The organism is Roseateles sp., from assembly GCF_031397715.1.
Classification (GTDB): domain Bacteria; phylum Pseudomonadota; class Gammaproteobacteria; order Burkholderiales; family Burkholderiaceae_C; genus Paucibacter_A.
Map to the genome: position 1 here is coordinate 1 of NZ_JANNMI010000485.1, position 16372 is coordinate 16372.

Below are 16372 nucleotides of genomic sequence, written 5' to 3' on the forward strand. Positions count from 1 at the left end.
CCAGCTTGAACCAGACCTTTGCGCTCAGCGCCAAGGGGGCCAGATAGTCATGCAGCGCCAGCCGAGCGAATTCGAGCGAATCGAGCCGGTTGGGCAGGGACAGACGCAAGGCCGGCGCTAGTAGGTCCTGCGCTGTTTGACCTTGCCCGCCCAGCCCGCTCTGCAGTTCAGCCATCACGCACGGCGCTCAGGCCACCAGCAGCTCGAGCGCTTCGCTTTGGGTCGCCACCAGCGGAATGATCTGGTCCACCGCGGCCTGCTGCAGCAGGTCCTGCACCAACTCTTGCGCACCGAACATGACCAGTTTGCCGCCCTTGGCGTTGAGCGCGCGTGCGCTGGCGATCAACAAGCGAATGCCCATCGAGGCAATAAAGGGCACACCGGCCAGGTCCACGATCGCATGCCGACCGGTCGCCGCGGTGGACGCCGTGAAGCGAATACCGATCTGCTCGGCGCCGGCGGCATCCAGCCGACCATTGAGTCGTATGCAGCGGTGGTTGCCATCGACTTCAGTAACGTCCAATTCCATTGCAGTTTCTCGCTTGTGTTGGTGGGCCAGTGCGCCCGAGCTCCGGCGCGCGGACTCAGCAGTCACTACGCCAACAGCCTACGCGAGTTTGGTGACAAATTGAAGACAATCCTGCATCAAGCCACGCGCTTGAGCAGCAGCATGGTGATGTCATCTTCTTGCGCTGCACCCTGCGCAAACGCCCGCACCGCGGCCAGGATCAAGCCTGCCATCTGCTCGGCCGAGCTAGCGCAATGCTGGGCCAGCAATTGCTCGACCCGCAGGCGCCCGAATTGCTCACCGCCCTGCGCCTCGTACTCGTAAATACCGTCGGTCAGCAGGCACAAAAAATCGCCCGGGGCCAGCTCGATCTCGACCGGCGGCCGCAGGCTCTGAATCGGCATCGCGCCCATCGGGAAGCTGGTGGCTCTGTAGCTGAGGCAGGCACCGGTGGCGGCCTGAAAATGCAGGATGGGCCCCTGGCCGCCGCTCAAGAACCGCAGGCGGTGACTGTGGGTGTCCAGCAGGCCGATGAAGGCGGTCACAAAGCGGCTGTCCGCCAAGGTCGCGGCGAGCTGGTCATTGACCTTGCGAAAGGCCGTCTCCAGGTCGGCGCCCATGGAAAATGCCATCCGCAACATCGCGTGCATCTGCGTCACCGACAGCGCCGGCGCAATCCCGTGGCCGGTCGCGTCACCAAGCACCAGCAGCAAGCCCTGCTCGATCAGCGCGATGTCATAGGTATCGCCACCGGTCAAGGAGGCCGGCAAAAATATGCCGTGCATGTCGTAGCCGGCAATCGCGGGCAGCGCGGCCGGCAGCGTCGACAGCTGCACCGCGCGCGCCAGCTCCAGCTCCTGGCGCATGCGCTCGCCCTCCACCATCGCCGCCAGCATGCGCACCCGGCTCAGCGCCATCGCGCATTGCGCCGCCAAGGCCGCCGCCAGCGGCTCATCCTCGGCATCGAAGACGCCGTCGGTCCGGTTCAAGACCTGCATCACGCCGACCAAGGCACCGGTGTGGTCAATCAGCGGCAGCGTCATGCTGCACCGAGTCCGAAAGCCCGATAGCCGGTCGACCTCGGCATTGAAGCGCGGGTCGGCATAACAGTCCGGCACCGTGATCAACACCCGGTCACGGGCGCAAGCACCCACCAGGCCGACGCCTACGGCCAAGCGGATCTGCGCCAGGTCTTTGGACACCTCCAGCACCAATTCCGCCGCGTCCTTGTCCAGTAACCAGATCGAGCTGCGCTGCGCATGCAGCACTTGGCGCGCGGCGGCGGTCACCGTTTGCAGCATGGTGGGCAGATCAAACGGCGCGGCCAGCGCCCGCGTGACCGCCAGCAGCGCCAGCACCTCTTGCTGGGTCAGCGGCGGATGGGCTGATGGCTGAGCGGATGGCTGAGCGGATGGCTGGGGGCTCATGCGTTATGGTCTCAATGCACAGCCGGCCGCGGCCGCTTGCGCTGCCAGCGCAGACTTGCTGGTCTTTGGGTCAATCAAGGGCTTCATCGCCAGGACTTGCGCGGGCGCCGCTGCCGACGCGGCACGGCGGGTCAAGCAACGATCAAAAGAAGCGAGGCTTTGCATGATGAAAATAGTAACTCCGAGTGCCCTGACACCGGCGTTTGCCGGCCCAGGGTATCTCGGAGCCGCAACGCTTTAGCCGTATTTGATAGCCCGCCCGCAAGTAGTTGGTAAATCGGCGGTGACCCCGAAATTTCAGCGTCGATCGAGATTATAAACAGGGGCGTGCGGCGAACTGCCGGCCGCAAATCGGCACCAAATTCCCACCCACGCACAGTTCTTATCCCATGCCACAACCCCGAGCAGCACTTTGAACGAGTGGATCTCTCAGCAGAGCGGATTTGCCCTTGCCTGGCTTGCCGGTGTGTGGGCATCTCCACAGCAAACACTGGCCTATTTGGCGGCCGTCATCGGCATCGGTCTGGTGATGGCCGGCGCCTTGGCGCGCACCATGCTGCCGCTGCGTTGGCTTGCCGTCGGCAGCAATATCGGCCTGATGACCTTTGGCGCGCTGCACCCCTCGCCCATCACGCTTTGCATCGCGGCCCTCTTGTTGCCGGTCAATCTGTACCGCGCGATTGAAGTCACCCGGCTGACGCGCCGCGTGCGCAGCGCCGAGGTCGCCGCCGACCATGCCGGGCTTTGGCTCAAGCCCTATATGAAGGCCAAAAAGCTCAAGGCCGGGCAGACTCTGTTCAGCCAGGGCGAGCGCGCCGAGCATCTGTTCTTGCTGGTGGACGGGCAGATGGAATTGGTCGAATTGGGCAAGGTCCTGGAGCCGGGCCGCATCTTCGGTGAGATCGCGCTGTTTTCGCCCGGCCGCATACGCACCACCACCGTGCGCTGCGTTACGGCCTGCACGGTGCTGCGGATTCATCACAGCACCGTCAGGCAGCTGTATTTCCAGGATCCGGCCTTTGGCTTTCACCTGATTGACCTGTTGGCCAGCCGCCTGACCGGCGATGTGCAGCGCGTCCAATCGCAGCTGCGCGAAGCCAGGAACGAATTAGCCGGCCAAAAGCCGGTCGGATGACACAGCCGAAGCATCGCTTTCGCAGCCCAGGCCCACTGCGTGCTGGCGGCAGGCGATACTAAAGGTTCGGCGCGTTGGCGCTAACTGCACGCTCGGCTGCCGGCCCAACCAAGCCCTTAACGCCGCCATTGCTGGCGCCCAGCCAGCCCGCCCCCAAATCAGCCACTTCGTCGCTTGGATATTCGCACCCTGTTTCTCGCTCAGACCGGCGCCTTGGCGGCGATCGCCACCATGCTGTGGGTCGCCCGCAGCGCGGCCGACGAGCGCAACGGCCTGAAGACCTGGACCTGGGCGGTCGCCTGCCAGGCCCTGGCCTATTTGCTGCTGGCCCATTTGAAATGGTGGCCGATGCCACTGTCGACCCTGCTGGGCAATGCCTTGGGTGCCCTCAGCGTGGCCCTTTTCTTCCTGGCCATTCGGCAGTTCCTCGGCATGCCAATTGCTTCGCGCAGACTGGCGCTGATGGTTTGCGTGGTCAGCGGGGCGGCAGCGGCGAGCGCGATCCTTGAGCAGATGGCGCGAGCCAATAGCCCGGCCAGCATGCCCTCCCTGGTGCCGACCATCGTCAACGGCTTTGTTTACGGCTGGCTGCAATTACTCAACGCGCTGGCGCTGTGGCGCAAACCCAAACCCGAGTTGCGCACCGTACAGCACATCGTGGCCTTGCTCTACCTCGGCATGGGCCTGCTGCTGCCTGTACGCGCCGCCTTTATCTTGTTGACCGAACTGCAAGCGGGGCAGTTCCAGCTTTCTGAAGATTGGAGCGAAGCCATTTATCTGTTCGGCTTCATCTACATCATCGCTACCAATCTGGGCTTTCTGCAGATGTGCAAGCTGCGCGCGGAAGCCGAGGTGCGCTTGCAGGCAATGACCGACGGCCTGACCGAACTGCCGAACCGCCGTGCGCTGGATGAAGCGATGGCCGGCGCCTTGGGAACGGCACAGCGGCAGCGCCAGCCCTTTGCGCTGCTGATGCTTGATCTGGATTTTTTCAAAAGCATCAATGATCGCTTTGGCCATCACACCGGCGACCGGGTGCTGGCCACGTTCGCCCGGCAGCTGCGCGCCGGCCTGCGCGCACAGGACCAGGCCTTCCGCTATGGTGGCGAGGAGTTCGTTGCCCTGCTGCCCGATACCCAGGCCGCCGGCGCCATGGTGCTGGCCGAGCGCCTGAGGAGCCAGGTGGCCTGCGCCGGTGATGCCAGCCAGCCGGCCATCAGCGCCAGCTTTGGCGTCGCTATCTGGCAGCCAGGCGACAGCGCCGAGGCTATCTTCCAGCGCGCCGACCGGGCGCTGTACCAGGCCAAGGCCGCGGGTCGCGACCGGGTCGTGCTGGCTTGACGGCCTGCGCAGGCGAGCAAAGCAGGGGCCGCAGGAAAGCAGGCTCTGGCTACAAGCGGATCACATTGACCGCGTCTCCGAATACCGCCCGCACCGCAGGCAGCAAATGCGCGTGGTGGCTCAAGAAGATCACCTGCGTGCGCTCGGACAGCTCGGCCAGCGCCCGCAAGCCGGCCTCGGCGCGGGCGTCGTCGTAGTTGATGAACAAATCATCGGCAATAAAGGGCAAGGCGTGGACCGGGTCCTGCGCGATGTGCAGCTCCAGCGCCGCCAGCCGCAGCGCCATGAAGAGCTGATCGCGCGTGCCCTCGCTCATGCCGGCCACCTCGACCAGGCGGCCATCGGCGCGCAGGCCATGCAGGGTCAGGGGCTGGGCCTCGAAGTCGACGCTGAGGCGCTGGAATGAGCCCAGCGTCAGCGCCGCAAAGATCTCGCCGGCGCGCCCCAGCATCGGACCCTGCTTGGTTTCGCGGTAACGATCGATCGCCCATTTCAGCAAGCGAGAGGCGGTGTAGACCTTGACATAGCGCTCGGCCGCATTCGCCATCTTGGCCAGCGCGTCCTGGCGCTGGCCTTCGGCGCGCGCCGCATCGTCCTGGCCGGCAATCAGCCCCAGCGCCGTTTGCGCCTGTTTGAGTTCGGCGCTCAAGCCCTCGCTTTGCTGCTGAAGCTCGCTGATCTGGCGCGCCAATTCGGCCAGCGTCAAACTGATCTGGGCCAAATCAAGCGCGGCCACCTCGGCCTCCAGCGCCGCCTGGCTGAGCCCATCGCCGCCCTCGGCCAGCGCGCTCTCGGCGGCCTGCAAGGCGGTCTCGGCCAGGCGGCGCTGATCGGAGCCGGCAATGCATTCACGCAGGGCCTGCAACTCGGCGACACCGGCCTGTTGCAAGAGCGGCTGCAAACGCGCCCCGGCCTCGCTCACGCGCAACTCGGCCGCGGCCGCGCTGTCCTGCAAGCCGGCCAGCTCCTGGCGCAGGCGCTGCGCCTCTTGCTGCGCCGTTTGGGCCACCCGCAGCTTCGCCAATAGCGCGAGCACGCCCGCATCGGCCGAGCCGCTAAGGTCTAGCGTCAGCGTCTGTGCACAGGTCGCCCAGGCCAAGCCAAAGTCGCTCAGCTCACGCTGCATGGGCGCTATCCGGTGCAGGCGCAGAGCGCGCATTTTTTGCAGGCCGGCATCAATCGCGGCCCAGCAGGCGCAGACCTGTTCGGCCGCGTCCGCCATCACGCTGGCCGGCAAATTCATCGCTAGCAAGGCCTGAGCCCAGGCCGCCTGCCATTGCGCAAACTCGGCCTGCGCCGCCAGCCGCCGTTCCAGCATTTGGCCGGCCGCCGCGCGGCTCTGCTCGACCTGGCGCGCCAAGGCCTCGGCGCGCACCGCCGCCGCAGCCGCCGCGGCGATGGCTTGATCGACGATCAGCATCAGCGTCTCCAGCGCGTCGCCGTCATCAAAAGCAATCTGAGCTGCGCGCAGACCAGCGGCCAAACTCGCACGGGCCTCGGCCACCTGCTGGCGGCAAGTCTGCTGCTCCTGCAGCGCCTCCTCCAACTGCTGCTGCGCCTCCAGCACGCGCTCGCGCGCCTGCCGCCAGGCCTCCAAATCTAGGGCCGCCAGGCCGCCCAGACCCAGGCTTTCGCTCAGCGCCTGCCACTCGGCAGCCAGCGCGGCGGCATCGGTCAGCTGGCGGCTCTGCGCCTGCGCCAAGGCCGCCGTCTGCAGGCGCAAGCGTGCCAAGGCGTCCAGCTTGGCCTGCAATTCGCTGGCCTCGCGGGCCTTGGCATGACGCTGGTCGGCCATCTCGTCCGTGCGCTGAATGCTGGCCTCGAAGCCCGCCGCCACCGCCGCCCCTGGCGCAGCCTCGGCCACTTTGATGCGCTGCCATTGCGCGTTACGCAGCTCGCGTGCTTGTATCAACTCGGCCAGGGCGATGGGGTGATGGGCCTGGGTGTACTGGGCGATCTCCAGCTCAAGCGCCGCCTCGTCGGCCCGCAGCGCGGCGAGCCGCTCGTTGAAGGCCTGCAGCTTGTTCTGCGCCTCCTGCTGGCGCTGCAAGCGTTGCTGCATGGCCGGCTCAGACGGCAAACTCAGGCTGCGCAGCGCGTTCAGATCAATATCAGGCCGGTCCCAGGCGCCGAGGCCGGCGCGCGCGTTCAAAAACTCACGCTCGGCGCGCTGGCACAGCAGATCCGAGCGGCTCAGCGTGGCCCGGGTATCGCCGAGCGCGCGCGCCCGGCTCAGGGCCAAGGGCAAACTGGCCGGCGAACCGATCACCGTTGGGGCCTGGGCCTGAGCCTGCAAGGCCTGCAACTCGGCCGCCTTCTCGGCCTCGGCGCTGGTGGCCGCGCGGCGAGCTTGATCGAGCAGCTCATAACGCTTGGCCAAAGCGGCAAAGCCGGCGCGCAGCGGCAACGGCGGCAGGCGCTGCGCCAGGGCCGCTTCATCCAGCTCGGGCCAACCCAGGCGGCGCAGCTCGGCCTCGATCTGCTGCCAATGCCCGCTCAGCTCGGCGCGGCAGCGATCGATTTCCTGAGCATGGCCGCGCACCTGCTGGCGGCCTTGTTCCAGCGCCAGAATTTCGGCCTGTTGGCGCAGCAAGGGGTCATCCACACGCAGCGCGGCAAGCCGCTCGGCCAGCGCCTGCGCCTGGGCCATGAACAGCTCTTGCGTGCGCCCGGCGCTGGCCAGCTCCAGCTCGGCCGCGGCCAAAACGCGCGCCGCTTCCAGCGGCAGCAAAACCACCCGCTGCAGCCCCGTCAAGCTGGCCTGCGCCGCGGCAATCTGCCGCAAGCTTGGGCCCACCCGCCGCGCCCGCTCGAGTGCACTGCGTTGCAACTCCAGGCCCTGCAAGCCGGCGCGCAAGGCCTGCCGGGCTTGTTCCAAGTCATGGACCTTGGCACGGGCGTCCAGCCATTCCTTGGTACGCACGGTGGCGGCCTTCAGCGCCGCGTCGGCAGCGGCCAACTCGTCGCTGGCGACGTAATAGGCGCGCTCGCCCGAGCGCCGCTTGGCCCAGAGCTTGTCGGCCTCGGCGTCAAGCTGTTCGCGCACGGCGCTCAAACTGCCAATGCCGGCCGCCGACTGGAACAGAATCTGCCCCAAATCATTCGAAGCGCTCAGGATCGCCTTGCCGCCGGCCTCCAGCCGGCCATGGTCGAGCCCGAACATCTGCTCAAAAAAATTTCGCTCGCTGGCGCCCAGAAATGGCGCCAAGGCCGCCTCAGGCAAGACCTGGCCCCGCGCGTCGAACAAGGACTTGCTGCGTGCCTTGCTGCGCTCGAAGCTCAAATGGGCTTCGCCTTGGCTCAAGCTGGCGCCCAAGCGCATCTCGGCCTTGGCATGCAAGAAGTCGTAGTTGGAGCGGGTTTCGATGCCGAACAGCAGGTCGAGGATGGCGCTGCGGGTGGTCGACTTGCCGGCCTCGTTGGCGCCGACGATGAAATGAAAGTCGCGCGCTGTCGTCAATGTCCTTGCGACGGGGAAATCCAGTCGCTGATCGGTGAACTTGCCGTAGCGTTTGAGGTCTAGCTGTTGAATGCGCATGGCGGCCACTCTAAGCCATACCAAGCCAAACGCACCCCTACAATCCGCGCCAAATCACCGGAGTGAATCCTATGCCCGCGCCCATCGACTTCTATTTCGACTTTGCCTCGCCCTATGGCTATATTGCCGCGCAGCAAATCGATGCGATCGCCGCTCGCCATGGGCGCAGCGTGACCTGGCGCGCGATTGTGCTGGACGCCAACTTTCAATCGCTGGAACGCATTCGCATTCCCAGCAACATCATGCGCAGCGACTATGTCAAGCGCGACGCCGAACGGCTGGCCACCTTTTACGGCGTTGAATACCGCACGCCCAGCAATCTGGGCGCGCACACCGAGCAGGCGGCGCGGATTTTCCATTGGGTGCATGACCGCTCCCCGGAGCAGGGCCGCGATTTCGCGCACCGCGTCCTGCGCGCCTATTTTGTCGACGACCAGAACATCGCGGCCGAAGCGGTGCTGCAGGCAATCGCGACCGAAATCGGCATCAGCGCCGAGGACTTTGCGGAAGCCAGCGCCAACCCTGCCAGCCGCTCGCGGCTGAAGGCCGAGGTCGACATGGCCGAAGCCCGCGGCGTTTTCGGCTCGCCTTTTTTCATCGTCGAAGGCGAGCGTTTCTGGGGCAATGATCGGCTGCCGCAGTTGGAGCGTTGGCTGGCGAGCGGGCCGTATTGATTGAGTAATTGCGACTGACTGAGCGATTCAGATTCGGCACTGGATTGCGTCAGCCCGATGCAGGTCGAAAAAAGCTGGCTTGCCGGTTTGTGCCGGCGCACTGAGGCCTGACCCCGGAGGCTAACCCTCATCTTCGGCGTGTTGCGCTCCGGCAAGCCGTTTGATCTTGGCTTGGCACTTCCGACACTTGACTTTCAAGACGGTATCTGAACCCGAACCCTGTGCGCCGGTCTTCGTGGCAGTGCCCGCGTGGTCAGGCCCCTGCCGCCGTTAGCGTGGCCTTGCAGGCCTGAACATGCGCACGTACGAGCGCGTGCGCGGCCGCAGTCGCGGCAGTTCAGCCCGGGTAAATACTCCCCTAGACCACTGGGTATCGCGCTCTGCGCCCGATGTCTACAGTCTCCATCGTCGAAACCAACTTTTCAACACAGGAGAAACCTCATGAAAATTCGTTACTTCGCCGCTGCAGCTGCGGCCGTATTGCTTGCTTCGGGCGCTCAGGCTGGCGCCTTCAGTGCCGGATTGGGCGAATTCAATGGCAACGGCACCAACACCACTGAGGCCTGGGGCACGCTGGTCTTCGCGATCACGCCGGGCGAAATCGCCGACTCTGCAGCGCTGTCGGGCATGTTCGGCAATAGCCTGTCTTCGAGCACGTCGGTCCACGCGGTCTATGCGGACGGCATCGAAGTGGCGCGCTGCGCAAGCTCGACAGACTTCTGCTGGCAGTCGGGCCCGCAGGCTTGGAGCTACACCTTCACCGGTGCCGAGTTGGCGATCTTCAACGACGGCATGGTCAACATCACGACCACCCAGTTCGACTGCTGTGTCGTCCGTGAGGGCGAGCTTTCCCTGCGTGGCACGACAGTGCCGGTTCCGGAGCCCGGGACCTACGCGCTGATGGCCCTGGGTTTGGTCGGCATTGGCGTCGTGGCGCGCCGGCGCAAGGCCTGAGCCTGAGCCTGAGCCTGAAGCGTCGCGCCTCATCGCGCCGGCCTCAGCATTGAAGTGGGCACGCAGGGTGCCCAAGGACTCACGGGGCGCCTTCGGGCGCCTTTGCCGTTTGCGTCAGAGGGTCGGTCAAGGGTCGGATCTCCTAAATCCCAAATCCCATCTCCCACCTCCCCGCACGATGCCGGGAGTTCGCCCCGGCATCGTGCGGGTAGACGAAAAAAACCGAGGGTCAGGCCTTGCCTACAAATTCTGAACCTGCCATCGACCCCGTTTTCGGCATGCGGAGACATTCGCCCCCTGCCCCTCGCCGACTCCCGCCCAACCCTTCACCCCAACAACCCCTGCGCCAACTTCCTCAGCGCCGCCGCATCCAAACTCTTGCCCGGCGCTTGCTCGCAAATAGCCGCCACCCGGTTCAACACGCCCGCCGCAAAGCGGTGCGCGGCGGCCAGCGTTTCTTCGTCGGTGTCGTAGGTGTCATAGGCCTCAACGGCAACGCCGCTATCGGAGGCGATGGCCTTGATGTCGATTCTGTCGTTGGAATTTTTGGCGGGGGATGATGGTGTGGCCATATCGGCTCTCCTGTGACGTTTGAATTGGCCGCTACTTTACTATTACTGTTTGCCGATGCCATGCGCTTTGTCGAGCGCTTTGCGCAGCTTGCGCGCCCAGCCCGAGGCGATCAATTCACCCTCGCTCTGATTCATTACCCGGTTGCTCCAACTCAGCTGGCCACCGCGAATATTCGATTCCTGCCGGTCGACCACACGTGCCAAGACCTGGCCGGTCTCCGAATCAAAAGCCTCCAGCACCAGCGTCATCTCGCCGGCCGACGTGACGTAGGTGCGGGTCCGTCCGGCCGTCGCCACATCGGGCGCATTCACATACAAATTGATGATGCTGGCTTTGAGCTTGAGCACATCCGGCCCGGCCGCCTCCACGACCTTGTAGCCGTCCTTGGCCTGCAAGGTCTTGACGAACTCGTCCCTGACCAAGTTGGACACATTGCTGCGAATCTCCTCGCGCTCTTCCTCGCTAATTCTGAAATTGCTGCCGGGGCGCTTGGGATCCCAGCTTTTGGCAAACGCCACATCGACCGGGCCCAGCATGACCTGGGTGTAGCCCGCCAATGAAGCACCCGGCCGGGCGTAGACCAGATCGGCATCCTTGGACTTGAGCTTCTCAAGCCCATCATGGCTCATCAGCTCATTGACAGCGGCCTTGGTCTCGGCCTTGCTGGCCGCAGACGCCTGTAACGAGCCGCCTCCGATGACCAAGGACAAAAGCACGGCACCCGCAAATTGAAATTGACGCATGGCATATCTCCTGGTTGAACACCACCGACATAACGGCTTAAGCTGTCTGATTTTGCATCGAAAACTTGCTGTGTGGGCCTGACTCTTGAGTCGAGACTAAAATGTGTAGCCACATCAGCGGGAGTACACAGCATGCGGACCAATATCGAGATCGACGACAAGTTGATGAAGGACGCGCTTCGCACCACCGGGGCCAAGACCAAGCGTGAGGCGGTTGAGCTCGGCCTGCGCACTCTGGTTCAGCTGGGCCAGCAAGTGCAAGCACGCCAACTCAAGGGCAAGATTGCCTGGGAGGGCGATCTGGCGGCGATGCGGACCGACAAATGATCTTGGTCGATTCCAGCGTATGGATCGACTATTTCCGCGGTACGCCAACGCCTCAATCCGAACGCCTGGATGCCTTGCTCGGCACCACCAGATTGGCCGTCGGCGACCTCATCGTCATCGAGGTGCTGCAGGGCGTGCGCGACGACAAGGCCTTCAATGCGGTCCGCAAGACGCTGGAGGCATTCACCCAGGTGGAGCTTGCCGGCAACGATATCGCCGTCCAAGTCGCACGCAACTACCGAGCGCTGCGCGGTCTCGGCATCACGGTGCGCAAGACCATAGACACCATCATCGCCACGCGCTGTATCGAACGCGGCTACGCACTGCTGCACTCAGACCGCGACTTCGAAGGCTTTGTCAGCCACCTCGGCCTGCGGGAAGCCTATCGGCAAGACTGATGGCCGCCTGCTGCGCGACCGCCACATAGGCCAGTTGTGCCAGCAAGGCCGGCGTTACGCCCGCCACAATCGCCGCCACATCGCCGGCCCGAATGGCCGTGAATTCGGGCAGCGCCGCGATCAACTCCAGCGGCACCTTGGCCGTCAGTTGCTGCAAATCCTCGGCCAGGCTGCGCATGAAGTCGGCGTCTTGCGGCACTTCGGCCAGCAGCGCCTGCAGGTCGGCGATGGCATCGGCGCGGGCGCTGATCTGCTCACTGTCCAAGGCCGGCGTCGTCTCTAGTCTGAGCTTTTCAATCCATAGCCGGTCGCCACCCAAGGCGGCGGCTTGAGCCAGCAGCTCTTCGCGCACCTGCGCTTCCAGGCCGAACAAGGCGCCATGCACCGGCGTGCGGCCGACCAGGCTCACCCGCAGCGCCAGCGGCCAGTGGCCGGTCTGCGCCAGCAACAAAGCCTCCAAGGCCTGGCCCACCAAGGCGACCACCGCCGGCAAATCGGCCGCCGCGCTAACGTCAACGTGCAGCCGCTCCCAGCGCAAGACGTCGACGATCAAGCGCTCCACGCTTTGAATGCCGGCCTCGCTGGCCGTCACCAGCACCGCACCGCGCGGGCCGGCCTCGCGGATATGGCGACCCTGCAGATTGCCGGGGAACACCACCCAAGGCGACTCGCTCAGCACCGCATGTTCATGCACATGACCCAGGGCCCAGTAGTCATAGCCCTTGGCCTGCAACTCTTGGACAGAACATGGGGCATAACGGGCATGCGCAGCGTAGCCTTCCAGAGCGGTGTGCAGCACGCCAATATTGAGCCAGCCCGCCACCGGCGCGGGGTAGCTCAGCGCCAGGTTCTCGGTGGTGGCGGCCTCTTTGAAGCTGCGGCCATGCAGGGCCACCCGCAGCGCGTCTATTTTGTGCGTTACTGGTTTGCGACTGTCGAACAGATGCACATTGGCCGGCAGCGTCAGGCGGCGCGTCATCTCGCTCTCGGCATCGTGATTGCCGTACAGCAAATAGACGGGGATGCCGGCCTGGTTCAGCCGGCCCATCTCGCGCACGAAAAAGTGCCCGGTGTTGTAGTCGCGCCAGTTGCCGTCGTAGAGGTCGCCGGCGATCACCATGAAGTCAACCGCCTCGTCGATGGCCGCATCGATCAGGCGCGTGAAAGCCGCCCGGCTGGCACCGCGCAGCGCCTGCGTCGGCGCGTTCTGGTAGCTGGCCAGGCCGCACAAGGGGCTGTCCAGATGAATGTCGGCGGTGTGGATGAATTTGATCATTTAGCGAAGAAACACAGGACGCAGAGGCCACAGAGAGACGCGGAGCACGCAGAGGTTGGCAAGGGCTTAGCGTTAGCCTCTGCGAGCTCTGCGTCCCTCGGCTGTTTGCTCTGCGTCCATTTTGGTTTTTTGCTTCTCATCAGATATCCATCAACCGTTCGAGCAAGCCACTGGCGCGCCGCGTGCGCTGCGCCAGTGCCTTGGCAAAACCCGGCGGCCAGCCGTTGACCAGGGTGAAAGCCTTGCGAGCGCGGGTGATGCCGGTGTAGACCAGCTCGCGTGTCAGCACCCGGCTGGGCTCGGTCGGCAACACCAGCACGGTGTGCTCAAACTCCGAACCCTGCGATTTGTGCACCGTCATCGCAAACGCGGTCTCCACATCGGCCAGGCGGCTCACCGCCACCGAGCGCAGCTTGGCCCCGTCGGAGAAATAGGCCCGCAGGCGCTGGTCCGAGTCGTTAGCATTTTCGGCCTGACTCGGTGGCCGCAAGACAATACCAATATCGCCATTGAAGACGCCCAGCCCCACATCATTGCGCGTCACCATCACCGGCCGGCCCGCGTACCATTCGCCTCGCTTGAACAGCAGGCGCTGCTCCACCAAGGCCTGTTCGACCGCCTGGTTCAAGCCGGCCGCGCCAAACGCCCCCTCGCGCACCGCGCAGAGCAGGCGAAAGCGCTCGAAGGCGCTCAAGACAGCGCCTGCCCAGGCCTCGAAGCCGGCCGCATCCAGCTGCGTCGGGCGCTGTTGGACTAACTGCAGATAGCCACGGTAGCCACCCTCGGCGCCGGGCCGGCCGTTGACGGCCAGGCGCAGCAGGGCCGCCAGCGTCGGTGACTGCAGCTCGTGGAGAACTTCTCCCTCACCAAGGCGCAGCAAGTCGGCCGCCGCACGCGCATCGCCGCCGTTGACAGCCAATGCCAGCTGCCCAATCGGCCCGCCAAATCTGTGACTCTTGCGCAGCATCACGGTTTGCTGGGCCAGTTTGGACGCCTGCTTGCTCAAGTAAATGGGCGCTATCGCCTGCCCGGTGACGGCCTCGGCATAGGCGGCGGTGGCGGGCAGGTAATGGCCCAGTTCAGCACCGCTGCACAGATCACCGAGCACGGCGCCGGCCTCGACCGAAGCCAGCTGATCCTTGTCGCCCAGCAGGATCAAACGCGAGCTTGGCAGCAGCGCCTCCAGCAGCGCCGCCATCATCTCCAGATGGATCATCGACGCCTCATCAACGATCAACACATCCAGCGGCAGGGGGTGAGCCGCATCGGCCCTGAATTTGCGCGTGTCGGGCCTGGCGCCCAACAGCGAATGCAGGGTGCGCGCCGGCCCGATCTGGGTCGCCAACTGCTGCAGCGCCAAGCTGCAGCCTGGGAGTGCCTGCAAATCGCCCAGCGCCGAATCGATCGCCTGCTTCAGGCGCGCCGCCGCCTTGCCGGTGGGCGCGGCCAGGCCCACGCGCAGGCGCTGCGGCTGCTCGTCCACCGCGAAAAGCAGCGCCAACAAGCGCGCGACGGTATAGGTCTTGCCGGTGCCGGGGCCGCCGGTGATCAGGCTCAAACGGCCATTCAGCGCCAGGCCGCAGGCGAGCTTTTGCCAGTCCGACTCAGACCCCGCATCGGCGGACGGGAACAGCGCATCGAGCCAGCGCCGCACCTCGGCCTGCTGCGGCCGCTCGGGCACCGCCACCCGCGCCAGCACCTGAGTCGCCACCTTCTGCTCGCAAGACCACATGCGGCGCAAATACAGCTTGTTGCCGCTCAACACCAGCGGCTCACTGCCGCCTTGTTGGCCACTTTTTTGTTCCACCCAAACCAAGGGGCTGGCTTGCAAAGCGGCCAGCCAACTCGGCAAATCGCCGGGCAGCGCAGCGACTATGAGCTGACGCAGCGCCTCGGCCGGCTCCGCCTTCCAGCCCAGCACGGCTTCAGGGTCTTGCAACAGCAGGTCCAGCGCCAAGCAGCTGTGGCCGCGCCCTTCCATATGCGCAACCAGCGCTGCGGCCAACAGCAGCGGCGCCGGCGCGGTGGGCTCTTGTTCGAACAGAAAAGCGGCAAAGGCCGCGTCCAGCCGGCGAATAGAACCCTGCTCGCCCCATTGCTTCAGGCTCTGCAACACCGCAGCCGCGCCAATTGCTTCGCTCATGCCAGCCCCCGCTCGCCTTGCAGCAAGCCATCAAGTTCGTCCAACATGGCCATCGAGGGCGCCACCACATAACAGCCCCGGCTGGGCGCCTGCAGACCGCGCAAGAAGAAATAGACCGCGCCGCCGAGTTGGCGCTGCGGCTCGTAAGCTGCCCCTAAGCGGGCGCGCAGCAGCCGGTGCAGGGCCAGCAAATAGACGGCGGCCTGCACGTCATAACGGTGTTCGGCCATGGCGCTAGCCAGCGCCAGTTCGCCATAGTCGGCGTCGCTGGGGCCGAGGTAGTTGGATTTGTAATCGAGCACAAAGAAGCGCCCCTGATGCTCGAACACCAGGTCGGCAAAACCCATCAGCAGCCCATGCAGCTGGCGCTGCGGCAGCGCCGGGCGGTCAAGGCCGGGCAGCAAATGGCGGCGGCACAAGGCGTCCAGCGCCTGCGACTGCAGTTGCTCCGAGGGGAACCAGAACTCCATCTCGGCCAAGGGCTGCGTGATGTCATTCAAGGCCGCTCCGACCTGGGGCAGCGGTGTGGCGCAAACCTGCAGCAACCAGGCCAGCAGATCCTGCGCATGCGGCCCCCAAGCCTGGCGCTCGCAGCGCCGCAGCAGCTGGGCACGCACCTCCTCGGACTCGGCCAGGCGCCCAAAGCCCTGCTCGGCCAACCATTCGAGTTGATCATGCAAAAAATTGCCCGGCAGCGCGCCGCGCGGGAAGCCATGCCAGGGCTGCTCACCGCTTGGGCCTGCAAGAAGCACCGCCTGCTCAAGCGGCTCATCCAAGCGGGTCGCGGCATTCGACATCAGGGTCTGGCTGGGCAACAAGGCCCGCACCAGGGCCGAAAAGCTGCCTATGCCCCAGCGCCGCTCGAACTCGGCCTGGTAGGCAGGCGCGGCTATCAGTGGCGGCGGCGTGCCGCGTGGCAATGCCAGAGTCAAGGCGGGCATGCGCAGGGCCGGCAGCAGTGCAATTTGCGGGTTAGCGGCAGCCATCTGCTGGGCCAGCAGCGGCAACTGTTCCGCTTCAAAGGGCTGCGCGCCGCCCAGCACATAGCCGATCGCGCTGCGGTAAGTGACGCATTCCTTGCTGGGCCCGACCCTGAGCGCGCCCACCCCTAACCACAGCGCATGACGGGCTCGCGTCAGCGCCACATAGAGCAGGCGCAAGTCCTCGCGCTGGCGTTCCTTGTCGGCCTGGGCGATTTGCTCGGCGCTGGGCTGCAGAATCAGCTGCGCCAGGCCCGCCTCGTCCAGCTGTTTGACATGGCGGGTGCGGGCCTTGTCAACGCCCCGAAAGCCCGCCGCAAAAGGCATGAAGACGAGCGGATACTCCAGCCCCTTG

Annotated in this window: 14 protein-coding genes; 6 read left to right on the forward strand and 8 right to left on the reverse strand. The window is 65.2% G+C overall.

Features of this window, described 5'->3' with window-relative positions:
- Positions 1 to 187: 187 nt before the first annotated feature.
- Together RMO57_RS21575 and RMO57_RS21580 are read right to left on the reverse strand one after the other, a co-directional pair.
- Positions 188 to 529, reverse strand: coding sequence for an STAS domain-containing protein (locus tag RMO57_RS21575; RefSeq protein WP_310390191.1), 342 nt, complete (start codon positions 527 to 529; stop codon positions 188 to 190).
- Between the two features lie 116 nt (positions 530 to 645).
- Positions 646 to 1935, reverse strand: a complete 1290-nt coding sequence (locus tag RMO57_RS21580) for a PP2C family protein-serine/threonine phosphatase (RefSeq protein WP_310390194.1) — start codon at positions 1933 to 1935, stop codon at positions 646 to 648.
- A 466-nt stretch (positions 1936 to 2401) separates the two neighbouring features.
- On the opposite strand from RMO57_RS21580, the gene RMO57_RS21585 reads away from it, so the two are divergent.
- Entirely contained in the window at positions 2402 to 3070 is a 669-nt protein-coding gene (locus RMO57_RS21585; protein ID WP_310390195.1) for a cyclic nucleotide-binding domain-containing protein, read from the forward strand.
- A 174-nt stretch (positions 3071 to 3244) separates the two neighbouring features.
- Entirely contained in the window at positions 3245 to 4411 is a 1167-nt protein-coding gene (locus tag RMO57_RS21590) for a GGDEF domain-containing protein (protein WP_310390197.1), read from the forward strand.
- 49 nt (positions 4412 to 4460) lie between these two features.
- Here the strand turns inward: RMO57_RS21590 and RMO57_RS21595 are convergent, their stop codons facing one another.
- Positions 4461 to 7949 (reverse strand): ATP-binding protein, encoded by a 3489-nt coding sequence (locus tag RMO57_RS21595; protein WP_310390199.1) that lies wholly within the window; start codon positions 7947 to 7949, stop codon positions 4461 to 4463.
- A 71-nt stretch (positions 7950 to 8020) separates the two neighbouring features.
- Here RMO57_RS21595 and RMO57_RS21600 point away from each other — a divergent pair, with 71 nt between their 5' ends.
- Both RMO57_RS21600 and RMO57_RS21605 read left to right on the forward strand, forming a co-directional pair.
- Complete coding sequence (locus RMO57_RS21600) at positions 8021 to 8623, forward strand: 2-hydroxychromene-2-carboxylate isomerase (protein ID WP_310390201.1); 603 nt, start codon at positions 8021 to 8023, stop codon at positions 8621 to 8623.
- A gap of 441 nt (positions 8624 to 9064) precedes the next feature.
- Positions 9065 to 9577, forward strand: coding sequence for a PEP-CTERM sorting domain-containing protein (locus tag RMO57_RS21605; RefSeq protein ID WP_310390202.1), 513 nt, complete (start codon positions 9065 to 9067; stop codon positions 9575 to 9577).
- A 326-nt stretch (positions 9578 to 9903) separates the two neighbouring features.
- Here the strand turns inward: RMO57_RS21605 and RMO57_RS21610 are convergent, their stop codons facing one another.
- Both RMO57_RS21610 and RMO57_RS21615 read right to left on the reverse strand, forming a co-directional pair.
- A complete protein-coding gene (locus RMO57_RS21610; RefSeq protein ID WP_310390203.1) occupies positions 9904 to 10149 on the reverse strand; it encodes a hypothetical protein in 246 nt (81 codons plus the stop codon).
- A gap of 42 nt (positions 10150 to 10191) precedes the next feature.
- On the reverse strand, positions 10192 to 10893 hold the full coding sequence (locus tag RMO57_RS21615) for a DUF3313 family protein (RefSeq protein ID WP_310390205.1): 702 nt from the start codon (positions 10891 to 10893) through the stop codon (positions 10192 to 10194).
- Between the two features lie 132 nt (positions 10894 to 11025).
- On the opposite strand from RMO57_RS21615, the gene RMO57_RS21620 reads away from it, so the two are divergent.
- Positions 11026 to 11220 carry a type II toxin-antitoxin system VapB family antitoxin gene (locus RMO57_RS21620; protein WP_310390207.1) on the forward strand — a complete coding sequence of 65 codons (195 nt, stop codon included), beginning with the start codon at positions 11026 to 11028 and terminating at the stop codon, positions 11218 to 11220.
- Positions 11217 to 11618: a PIN domain nuclease gene (locus tag RMO57_RS21625; protein WP_310390208.1), complete on the forward strand. Its 402-nt coding sequence runs from the start codon at positions 11217 to 11219 to the stop codon at positions 11616 to 11618. Before RMO57_RS21620 ends, RMO57_RS21625 begins: the two co-directional genes overlap by 4 nt.
- Here the strand turns inward: RMO57_RS21625 and RMO57_RS21630 are convergent.
- The 3 genes from RMO57_RS21630 to RMO57_RS21640 form a co-directional block, all read right to left on the reverse strand.
- A complete protein-coding gene (locus tag RMO57_RS21630; protein WP_414896476.1) occupies positions 11578 to 12891 on the reverse strand; it encodes a metallophosphoesterase family protein in 1314 nt (437 codons plus the stop codon). The genes RMO57_RS21625 and RMO57_RS21630 overlap by 41 nt on opposite strands.
- Positions 12892 to 13033: 142 nt before the next feature.
- Positions 13034 to 15037 carry an exodeoxyribonuclease V subunit alpha gene (gene recD, locus RMO57_RS21635; RefSeq protein ID WP_310390212.1) on the reverse strand — a complete coding sequence of 668 codons (2004 nt, stop codon included), beginning with the start codon at positions 15035 to 15037 and terminating at the stop codon, positions 13034 to 13036.
- Positions 15034 to 16372 (reverse strand): PD-(D/E)XK nuclease family protein (locus RMO57_RS21640; RefSeq protein ID WP_310390214.1); only part of this gene is annotated, 1339 nt, incomplete at its 5' end. The genes RMO57_RS21640 and recD, both read right to left, overlap by 4 nt.

What these genes read in the sequence shown, in the direction of transcription:
- RMO57_RS21610 (WP_310390203.1), bottom strand. Translation starts at nt 10,149, where the DNA reads ATGGCCACACCATCATCCCCCGCCAAAAATTCCAACGACAGAATCGAC.
- RMO57_RS21625 (WP_310390208.1), top strand. Translation starts at nt 11,217, where the DNA reads ATGATCTTGGTCGATTCCAGCGTATGGATCGACTATTTCCGCGGTACG.
- RMO57_RS21595 (WP_310390199.1), bottom strand. Translation starts at nt 7,949, where the DNA reads ATGCGCATTCAACAGCTAGACCTCAAACGCTACGGCAAGTTCACCGAT.
- RMO57_RS21615 (WP_310390205.1), bottom strand. Translation starts at nt 10,893, where the DNA reads ATGCGTCAATTTCAATTTGCGGGTGCCGTGCTTTTGTCCTTGGTCATC.
- recD (WP_310390212.1), bottom strand. Translation starts at nt 15,037, where the DNA reads ATGAGCGAAGCAATTGGCGCGGCTGCGGTGTTGCAGAGCCTGAAGCAA.
- RMO57_RS21605 (WP_310390202.1), top strand. Translation starts at nt 9,065, where the DNA reads ATGAAAATTCGTTACTTCGCCGCTGCAGCTGCGGCCGTATTGCTTGCT.
- RMO57_RS21575 (WP_310390191.1), bottom strand. Translation starts at nt 529, where the DNA reads ATGGAATTGGACGTTACTGAAGTCGATGGCAACCACCGCTGCATACGA.
- RMO57_RS21600 (WP_310390201.1), top strand. Translation starts at nt 8,021, where the DNA reads ATGCCCGCGCCCATCGACTTCTATTTCGACTTTGCCTCGCCCTATGGC.
- RMO57_RS21580 (WP_310390194.1), bottom strand. Translation starts at nt 1,935, where the DNA reads ATGAGCCCCCAGCCATCCGCTCAGCCATCCGCTCAGCCATCAGCCCAT.
- RMO57_RS21620 (WP_310390207.1), top strand. Translation starts at nt 11,026, where the DNA reads ATGCGGACCAATATCGAGATCGACGACAAGTTGATGAAGGACGCGCTT.